The organism is Brevundimonas sp., from assembly GCF_023259385.1.
Classification (GTDB): domain Bacteria; phylum Pseudomonadota; class Alphaproteobacteria; order Caulobacterales; family Caulobacteraceae; genus Brevundimonas.
The window spans coordinates 1-8002 of sequence record NZ_JAHFPF010000163.1 but is presented as its reverse complement, the minus strand read 5'-3'; the positions used below and the strand labels follow the sequence as shown (position 1 = coordinate 8002).

Below are 8002 nucleotides of genomic sequence, written 5' to 3'. Positions count from 1 at the left end.
GCAACGGCCAGGTCTTCGGCGTCATCGAGGCGATCACCCCGCTGATCGGCTGGTCTCTGGGCCTGATCGCCGCCGGCTTCGTCGAACAGGTCGACCACTGGATCGCCTTCGGCCTGCTGGGGGCGGTGGGCGCCAAGATGCTGTGGGAGGCCTTCCAGCCCGTCGACGATGAAGACGGCGGCGCGAGGGCGGCGCGCAACGGCGTTCTGGCCCTGGTCGCCACCGCCATCGGCACCTCGATCGACGCGGCCGCGGTGGGCGTGGGCCTGGCCTTCATCGGCGCCAACATCTGGATCATCGCCGCGAGCATCGGCTTCACCACCTTCGTGGCGACGACCATCGGCATGCTGATCGGCAAGGCCGTGGGCGCGCGGATGGGCAAGGCGGCCGAGTTCCTGGGCGGGGTGGCGCTCATCGTGATCGGCGCCTCGATCCTGGCCGAACACATGGGCTGGCTGGCCTAGCCCAGCAGCCGGTCCACGAAGGCGGGCACGGTCCGGGTCGCCGGACCATAGAGGCCCTCGTCGAAGCTGCGGGCGCCGTGGGACGGGTCGAGATTGATCTCGACCGTGCGGGCGCGGGCGCGTCGGGCGTCCTGGACGAAGCCGGCGGCGGGATAGACCGCGCCCGATGTGCCGATGGAAACGAACAGATCGCAGTCCGCGATGGCCGCTTCGATCCGCTCCATGCGCAGCGGCATTTCGCCGAACCAGACGATGTGCGGGCGCAGCCGGCCTTCGCTGCTGAACGGACTGTCGTGGCGCGGGTCGAGGTCGTCGGGGCAGTCGATGACCGCGCCGGTGGCGGTGCAGTGCGCCTTCAGCAGTTCGCCGTGCATGTGGATCAGCTCGAAGCCGGGGCCGGGCGGCTGCAAGGCATGGGCGCGGTCATGCAGGTCGTCGACGTTCTGGGTCACCAGCAGGAAGTCGCCCTCCCATCGCGCGGCCAGTTCGGCGAGCGCGTGGTGGGCGAGGTTGGGCTGGACCTCGGCCAGCTGGCGGCGGCGTTTGTTGTAGAAGTCCTGCACCAGGGCGGGGTTGCGGGCGAAGGCTTCAGGCGTGGCGACATCCTCGATCCGATGTCCCATCCACAGACCGTCGTCGGCGCGGAAGGTCGGGACGCCGCTCTCGGCCGATATGCCGGCGCCGGTAAGGATGACGAGGTTTCCAGAAGCCATGGGTCTTCATAGCATCGACGGGGTCGGCCCCGCAGCGCGCGGCGTCGTCCGGATGGCGGCCCGGCGCCGCCGCCATCCGGACTGGGCCGCTAGCAGTTCAGGGGAACGAAGACCTCGTGCTCGGTGATCCAGGCATAGGGCTCGCCCGGGCCGGGGTAGGGGCCGTGGCGGACTCCATTGCACTCGACGATCTGGTACCCGGCCAGCTGGGTATGGGCTTCATCCCAGTACCAGTAGGTCGTGCCGGCGTAGATGATGGGATCGCTGACGGCGGCGGCGGGCGCGACACCGGCCGACAGACACAGGGCGGCGGCCATGGCCGCAACGGCGCTTCCAAGTTTCACGGTCGTCTCTCCAAGGGTGGTTTCAGACCTTGGGACTGTCGTTTCTTTTCGGCGCGACAGCAACCTTTGCTTGTAGTTTTTGGGCGTATCACAACCCTCGGAGATTTTCTCGGTCGCGAGAGGTTGAAGTCCGTCCAGCGCCGAACGCCCAAATGGACACTCCGGAGTTTGCTTCCACCCGTGCAGGCAGGGTGAGCTTCCGCCGGGCGCGTGCGGTCGTGCGACCGGCTTTGACGCATCCCTCCGCTACAGTACTCCGGACGTCCCGGACGAGCGTGAGCGATGTCAAGCACGCTTTACAAAAGTGCACTATGTGCACTCCATTTTTTCACAGTGCACTTTATTGGCGTCGCGACGGTCTGGCCTTTGCGACGCACCTCGTGACACACAGGCGCAAATCAAGGAGCCCAGCCATGAAAACCCGCGCCGCCGTCGCCTTCGAGGCCAAACGTCCGCTGGAGATCGTCGAGGTCGATCTGGAGGGACCGCGCGCCGGAGAGGTGCTGGTCGAGATCAAGGCCACGGGCATCTGCCACACCGACGCCTACACGCTGGACGGCCTGGATTCCGAAGGCATCTTCCCGAGCATCCTGGGCCACGAGGGCGCGGGCGTGGTGGTCGAGGTCGGACCGGGCGTCACCTCGGTCGAGGTCGGCGACCACGTGATCCCGCTGTACACGCCGGAATGCCGCCAGTGTAAAAGCTGCCTGAGCCGCAAGACCAACCTGTGCACCGCCATTCGCGGCACCCAGGGCAAGGGGCTGATGCCCGACGGTAGCAGCCGCTTCAGCTACAAGGGTCAGGCCATCGCCCACTACATGGGCTGCTCGACCTTCTCGAACTACACCGTCCTGCCCGAGATCGCCCTGGCCAAGATCCGCAAGGACGCCCCCTTCGACAAGGCCTGCTACGTCGGCTGCGGCGTGACGACGGGGGTCGGCGCGGTGGTCAACACGGCCAAGGTCGAGCCGGGCGCCAACGCCGTGGTCTTCGGCCTGGGCGGTATCGGCCTGAACGTCATCCAGGGCCTCAAGATGGTCGGGGCCGACATGATCGTCGGCGTCGACATCAACCCGGACAAGGAAGAGTGGGGCCGCCGGTTCGGCATGACCCATTTCGTCAATCCGAAGGAAGTGTCGGACGTGGTCGCCCATCTGGTCGAGCTGACCGGCGGCGGCGCCGACTACACCTTCGACTGCACCGGCAACACGGTGGTCATGCGCCAGGCGCTGGAAGCCTGCCACCGCGGCTGGGGCGAGAGCATCATCATCGGCGTGGCCGAGGCGGGCAGGGAAATCGCGACGCGCCCGTTCCAGCTGGTCACCGGCCGCGTCTGGAAGGGCTCGGCCTTCGGCGGCGCGCGTGGTCGGACGGATACGCCCAAGATCGTCGACTGGTACATGGACGGCAAGATCGAGATCGATCCGATGATCACCCACACCCTGCCGCTGGAGCGGATCAACGAAGCCTTCGACCTGATGCATGCGGGTGAAAGCATCCGCAGCGTCGTGGTGTTCTGACGGCGCTTGCGTCACGGAAAAGGTTGTTTAAAAAAACGGTCTCATTCCAGGGAGGGAAGAGATGTTCACCCACATGACGGTCGGCGCGAACGACATCGAGGCGTCGCGCAAATTCTATGACGCCGCGCTCGGCGCCCTGGGCCTGGAGCCTGCGGCCGGGCCGGACCCCAAGGGGCGCTACTGGTGGCGTTCGGCGCGCGGCGCCTTCGCGATCGGCAAGCCCATCGACGGGGACCCCGCCTGCCACGCCAACGGCGGCACCATCGGCTTCCACGCCAAGACCCCCGAGATGGTCCAGGCCTTCCACGACGCCGGGGTCGCCGCCGGCGGCCGCGCGATCGAGGACCCGCCCGGCGAGCGCATCGGCCCGTTCGGCCCGATGATCCTGGCCTATCTGCGCGACCCGTCGGGCAACAAGATCTGCGCCATGCACCGGCCGGGTTGAGCGAACGCGTGGAAACGACCAAGACCCACGCCGTCCACGGCGGCGTGCTGCGTTACCTGAAGCATGACAGCGTCACGACCGGCACGCCGATGACGCTGTCGGTCTTCACGCCGCCCGGCGCGGGGCCGTTTCCGGTGCTGATCTGGCTGTCCGGCCTGACCTGCACCGAGGATAATTTCACCACCAAGGCGGGGGCCTACGCCGCCGCCGCCGAGCACGGGGTGATCGTCGTCGCGCCCGACACCAGCCCGCGCGGGGAGGGTGTCGCCGACGATCCGGCCTATGACCTGGGGCAGGGCGCGGGCTTCTATGTGGATGCGACCCAGGCGCCGTGGGCGCCGCATTTCCGTATGGAAACCTATGTCGTCGAGGAGCTGATCGGGCTGATCGACGCGAACTTCCCGACGACGAAGAGGCGCTCGATCTCCGGCCATTCCATGGGCGGGCATGGGGCGCTGACGCTGGCGCTGCGGCATCCGGCGCTGTTCCGCTCGGTCTCGGCCTTCGCGCCGATCAGTTCGCCGACCCGCTGCCCCTGGGGCGAGAAGGCCTTCACCGCCTATCTGGGCGACGACCGGGCGGAATGGGCTCAGCATGACGCGGCCCGACTGATCGAGGGCGGGACGGCGCGCGGCGTTTTTGACGACATCCTGGTCGATCAGGGCGACGCCGACGGCTTCCTGGTCGAACAGCTGAAGCCGGAACTCCTGATCGAGGCGGGCCAGGCCAGCGGGCAGACGGTCACGGTGCGGATGCAGCCCGGCTATGACCACTCCTACTTCTTCATGGCCAGTTTCATCGCCGACCACGTGGCCTTCCATGCGGCGCGGCTGAAGGCGTAGGCTCCGGGCGAACCGGAGCGACGCCGATGAAGTGGCCTGTACTGATCCTGTCTGTCCTGACCCTGGCCGCACCCGCCGCGGCGCAGCAGCAGATGGGCGATCCGTCCTTCCATCCGGTGGTGGCGCGCCCCGCCTATGCGGGTGAGGGGCCCCTGATCCAGCTGGATGCGGCGCACGACAGCGTGCAGACCATCGGCGGACGCTATGCCGGGTTCGCGGCGCTGGTGCAGGCGGATGGCTATCGCATCCGGGCGGGCGAGCAGAAGCTGGACCAGCCGGGCGCTCTGGACGGCGTGGACGTGCTGGTCATCTCCAACGCCGTGCGGCCCGCGGACGGCGGCAGTCCCGACGCCTTCACCGCGGCCGAGATCGCGGCGCTGGACGGCTGGGTTCGCGCCGGCGGCTCGCTGTTGCTGGCGGTTGATCACGCCCCCTACGGCAGCGCCAATGAGACCCTGGGCCGGGCGCTGGGCGTCGGCATGGGCAAGGGCTACGCCTTCCGCTTCGAGGATGGGCGGATCACCTCCCAGATGGATTTCTCCGCCCAGGCCGGGACGCTGGGCGACCACCCGATCCTGCGCGGACGCGACGCGTCGGAGTCGGTCAGCCGGGTGCGCAGCTTCACCGGCCAGTCGCTGTCCGGACCGCCGGGATCGACGGTGCTGATGGCTCTGCGGCCGGACGACCACGAGGCGGCGAACGTCCAGGTGCTGGGGCAGATCAACAACCGGGTGGAGGGCGACCCCTCGACCCGGGATGCGGTGCTGGCCGAACTGGCGCGGCCGGCCCTGCCGGCGCAGGGCCTGGCCTTCGAACACGGGCGCGGCCGGGTGGTGGTGCTGGGCGAGGCCGGGATGCTGACGGCGCAGGTGGTGAAGTTTCCCGCCGATTCCGGGCGCGAGGACATGGTTTTCGGTCTACAGACCCCCGGCCATGACGATCAGCAGTTCGCGTTGAACCTGCTGCACTGGCTGAGCCGCCTTGAGGGCCTGAGATGACCGACGCTTCCTATGACGACATGTTCGCGGCCCTCTGCACCGAGGTGGGCTTCTGCCTGCACGACAAGGGGCAGAAGCGGGTGATCGCGGCCCTGCCGCAGGGGCTGGACGCAGCGACCAAGGTCGCGTTCGAGGCGGCGGGCGTCGACTATATGGCGGCGCTGGGCGATCACCGCCGCGCGGTGCGCGACTGCCTGAAGGCCAATCTGCCGAAGGCCGGCTAGTCCTCGCCGCTGCAGCCAATCCGGGGACGCACGCGTTCCTACGTCGAAGATTTCCGCCGCCGCGCCTTGGGCCTCCGCCCCGGGCCGCCTACATGCGGACCAGACTCAACCTGTCGAAAGGAGCCTCCCCATGGCCTTCACCCTCCCGCCCCTCCCGTACGCCTATGACGCCCTGGAGCCGGCGATCGACAAGGAGACGATGACCTTCCACCACGACAAGCACCACCAGACCTATGTCGACAACCTGAACAAGGCCGTCGACGCCGATCCGGCTCTGCAGGGCAAGTCGCTGGAAGAGCTGTTCGCTGGCATGTCCAAGCTGCCGAAGGCCGTGCGCAACAACGGCGGCGGGCACTGGAACCACAGCCTGTTCTGGGAGCTGCTGGCCCCGCAGGGCGAGACCGGCGAACCGTCGGCCGAACTGGCCGCCAAGATCGACGCCGAGTTGGACGGGCTGGACAAGTTCAAGGCGGACTTCGACGCCGCCGGCGCCGGCCAGTTCGGTTCGGGCTGGGCCTGGCTGATCCTCCAGGACGGCAAGCTCAAGGTCACCTCGACCCCGAACCAGGACAATCCGCTGATGGACTTGGCCGACGAGAAGGGCGCCGTCCTTCTGGCCGCCGACGTGTGGGAGCACGCCTATTATCTGAAATACCAGAACCGCCGGGTCGACTACCTGAAGGCCTTCTGGTCGGTGGTGAACTGGAACAAGGTCAACGAACTGTACGAAGCCGCCAAGTAAGGTCGGCCGGGCAGTCCGGACTTCGGAAAGGCGTCGCATCGCTGCGGCGCCTTTCCTGTATCCTGGGGGTGGCGTTCGGGCGCGGACGCCCCAGATCAGGCGTCGCCGTATTTGCGCACCGGAGTTTCCATGACCTTCTACGCCCGTCTCGCCGCCGCCGGACTGCTCCTCGCGGCCCTCGGCGCCTGTTCGCCCGAAGCAGAGAAGAAGGCCGCGGCGCCCGCGCCGTCGCCCGCCCCGGCCGCGGTCGTGCAGGCGAACACCTACGCCTTCCGTATCGGCCAGTGGGAGGCCGTGGCGCTGAAGGACGGGACGCTGAACCTGCCGGCGGGCAATACGGAGGCGAGCCCGTGGGCGAACACCGCCGAGGTCTCGGCCCTGCTGAAGGCGTCCGGCGTCACGGACGACACCGTCCACCTGTCGATCCAGCCGCTACTGGTGAAGGACGGCGACCGGGTCGTGCTGATCGACACAGGCGCGGGCGGCCAGATGGGCACGGAAGGCCAGCTGCAGGCTTCGCTGCGTGAGGCGGGCGTGACGCCGACGCAGGTCACCGACATCCTGATCTCTCACGCCCACGGCGATCACGTCGGCGGGCTGGTGGTCAACGGGGCGCTGGTGTTCCCCAACGCCACGATCCGGCTGAGCATTCCGGAATGGACCGCCCTGCAGTCCGACGCGGACATGGCCGATCTGGTCCGGGCGATCACGCCGAAGGTGCAGGCGTTCGCCCCGGGATCGGTGGTGGCGCCGAACATCACCGCCGTGTCGCTGGACGGCCATACGCCCGGCCATTCAGGCTATGAGATCGCGCAGGGCGGCGGGCGGCTGCTGTACATCGGCGACGCCCTGCACAGTTCGATCCTGTCGGTGCAGCGGCCCGACTGGAAGAACAACTGGGACGCCGACAGCGCCACCGCGATCGCCACGCGGCAGGGACTGCTGGAGCGCGGCGCCTCGCAGAACCTGCGGATCTACGGCGTCCACTTCCCGTTCCCGGGGCTGGGCCGGTTCCAGCGCCGCGACGACGGCTTCGTCTGGGCGCCCGAAGCCAACTAGTCGGCGCCGTACTCCCAGTCATAGGGCACGCCGGTGTCGCCGAGGATGAAGCGGACCAGATCGGCGAAGCCGGGCTCGGAGCGGACGTCGTTGGACAGGATGACCACGCACCGCTGACCGCGCTCGATGCAGACCATGGTGTTGCCGGTCGTATCGTTGTGGCCGCCCTTGAAGAAGCCGGGGCCCTGCGGACCGGTGAAGGTGACGACGCCGAGCCCGGACTGGAGGTCGGGACTGCGCTGCGCGGGCGGCAGTTCGTCCTGCAGGGTCGGGAACTGGCTGGCGGTGGTGATCGGCAGCTGGGGCCGGACCAGTTCGGCGCGGGAGGCGCGGCTGAGTCCGTCGCCGCGGATCAGGGCGGCGGCGAAGCGGGACATGTCGGTGATGGTGGTGTCCATCGACCCGGCGGCGCGCACCTTGGATCGCTCGTCATGCGGCTCTGTCGATCCGTCGATCTTCCAGCCGTCGGCCATGTTGGCCGCGAAGTCAGGGCGCCAGATCAGGCTGGTGCGGGTCATGCCCAACGGGGCGAAGGTGCGGTCGCGGGTCCAGTCGCCCAGGTCCGGGCCCGGCCCGCGGTCGATCATGAACTGGAGCAGGGTCAGGCCCTCGCCCGAATAGGCGAAGCGCGAGCCGGGATCGAAATGGATG

General features: G+C 68.4%; 11 protein-coding genes. 8 read left to right on the top strand and 3 right to left on the bottom strand.

The window, feature by feature from the left end:
* The coding region (locus Q0C81_RS12695; RefSeq protein ID WP_291838386.1) for a manganese efflux pump MntP family protein at positions 1 to 464 on the top strand (464 nt) is incomplete at its 5' end.
* Here Q0C81_RS12695 and Q0C81_RS12690 read toward each other — a convergent pair.
* Together Q0C81_RS12690 and Q0C81_RS12685 are read right to left on the bottom strand one after the other, a co-directional pair.
* On the bottom strand, positions 461 to 1177 hold the full coding sequence (locus Q0C81_RS12690; RefSeq protein ID WP_291838383.1) for an NAD-dependent deacylase: 717 nt from the start codon (positions 1175 to 1177) through the stop codon (positions 461 to 463). The two genes, Q0C81_RS12695 and Q0C81_RS12690, sit on opposite strands and share 4 nt — an antisense overlap.
* An 89-nt stretch (positions 1178 to 1266) precedes the next feature.
* Entirely contained in the window at positions 1267 to 1521 is a 255-nt protein-coding gene (locus tag Q0C81_RS12685) for a hypothetical protein (protein WP_291838381.1), read from the bottom strand.
* Positions 1522 to 1934: 413 nt separating this feature from the next.
* Between Q0C81_RS12685 and Q0C81_RS12680 the strand changes: the two genes are divergently transcribed.
* The 7 genes from Q0C81_RS12680 to Q0C81_RS12650 all read left to right on the top strand — a co-directional run bounded on the left by Q0C81_RS12680 (position 1935) and on the right by Q0C81_RS12650 (position 7351).
* The gene (locus Q0C81_RS12680; protein ID WP_291838378.1) at positions 1935 to 3041 is read left to right on the top strand and encodes an S-(hydroxymethyl)glutathione dehydrogenase/class III alcohol dehydrogenase; all 1107 of its coding nucleotides are present in this window, start codon (positions 1935 to 1937) and stop codon (positions 3039 to 3041) included.
* A 61-nt stretch (positions 3042 to 3102) separates the two neighbouring features.
* Positions 3103 to 3486, top strand: a complete 384-nt coding sequence (locus Q0C81_RS12675; protein WP_291838376.1) for a VOC family protein — start codon at positions 3103 to 3105, stop codon at positions 3484 to 3486.
* Between the two features lie 8 nt (positions 3487 to 3494).
* Positions 3495 to 4328 carry an S-formylglutathione hydrolase gene (gene fghA / locus Q0C81_RS12670; RefSeq protein WP_291838373.1) on the top strand — a complete coding sequence of 278 codons (834 nt, stop codon included), beginning with the start codon at positions 3495 to 3497 and terminating at the stop codon, positions 4326 to 4328.
* 26 nt (positions 4329 to 4354) lie between these two features.
* A complete protein-coding gene (locus Q0C81_RS12665; protein WP_291838371.1) occupies positions 4355 to 5326 on the top strand; it encodes a DUF4350 domain-containing protein in 972 nt (323 codons plus the stop codon).
* On the top strand, positions 5323 to 5550 hold the full coding sequence (locus Q0C81_RS12660) for a hypothetical protein (protein WP_291838368.1): 228 nt from the start codon (positions 5323 to 5325) through the stop codon (positions 5548 to 5550). The genes Q0C81_RS12665 and Q0C81_RS12660 overlap by 4 nt, the downstream gene beginning before the upstream one ends.
* 130 nt (positions 5551 to 5680) lie before the next feature.
* Positions 5681 to 6292: a superoxide dismutase gene (locus Q0C81_RS12655; protein ID WP_291838366.1), complete on the top strand. Its 612-nt coding sequence runs from the start codon at positions 5681 to 5683 to the stop codon at positions 6290 to 6292.
* A gap of 129 nt (positions 6293 to 6421) precedes the next feature.
* Positions 6422 to 7351 (top strand): MBL fold metallo-hydrolase, encoded by a 930-nt coding sequence (locus Q0C81_RS12650; RefSeq protein WP_291838363.1) that lies wholly within the window; start codon positions 6422 to 6424, stop codon positions 7349 to 7351.
* On the opposite strand, the gene Q0C81_RS12645 is transcribed toward Q0C81_RS12650, so the two are convergent.
* The coding region (locus Q0C81_RS12645) for a serine hydrolase (RefSeq protein ID WP_291838360.1) at positions 7348 to 8002 on the bottom strand (655 nt) is incomplete at its 5' end. The two genes, Q0C81_RS12650 and Q0C81_RS12645, sit on opposite strands and share 4 nt — an antisense overlap.

What these genes read in the sequence shown, in the direction of transcription:
- Q0C81_RS12690 (WP_291838383.1), bottom strand. Translation starts at nt 1,177, where the DNA reads ATGGCTTCTGGAAACCTCGTCATCCTTACCGGCGCCGGCATATCGGCC.
- Q0C81_RS12680 (WP_291838378.1), top strand. Translation starts at nt 1,935, where the DNA reads ATGAAAACCCGCGCCGCCGTCGCCTTCGAGGCCAAACGTCCGCTGGAG.
- Q0C81_RS12675 (WP_291838376.1), top strand. Translation starts at nt 3,103, where the DNA reads ATGTTCACCCACATGACGGTCGGCGCGAACGACATCGAGGCGTCGCGC.
- Q0C81_RS12665 (WP_291838371.1), top strand. Translation starts at nt 4,355, where the DNA reads ATGAAGTGGCCTGTACTGATCCTGTCTGTCCTGACCCTGGCCGCACCC.
- Q0C81_RS12660 (WP_291838368.1), top strand. Translation starts at nt 5,323, where the DNA reads ATGACCGACGCTTCCTATGACGACATGTTCGCGGCCCTCTGCACCGAG.
- Q0C81_RS12655 (WP_291838366.1), top strand. Translation starts at nt 5,681, where the DNA reads ATGGCCTTCACCCTCCCGCCCCTCCCGTACGCCTATGACGCCCTGGAG.
- Q0C81_RS12650 (WP_291838363.1), top strand. Translation starts at nt 6,422, where the DNA reads ATGACCTTCTACGCCCGTCTCGCCGCCGCCGGACTGCTCCTCGCGGCC.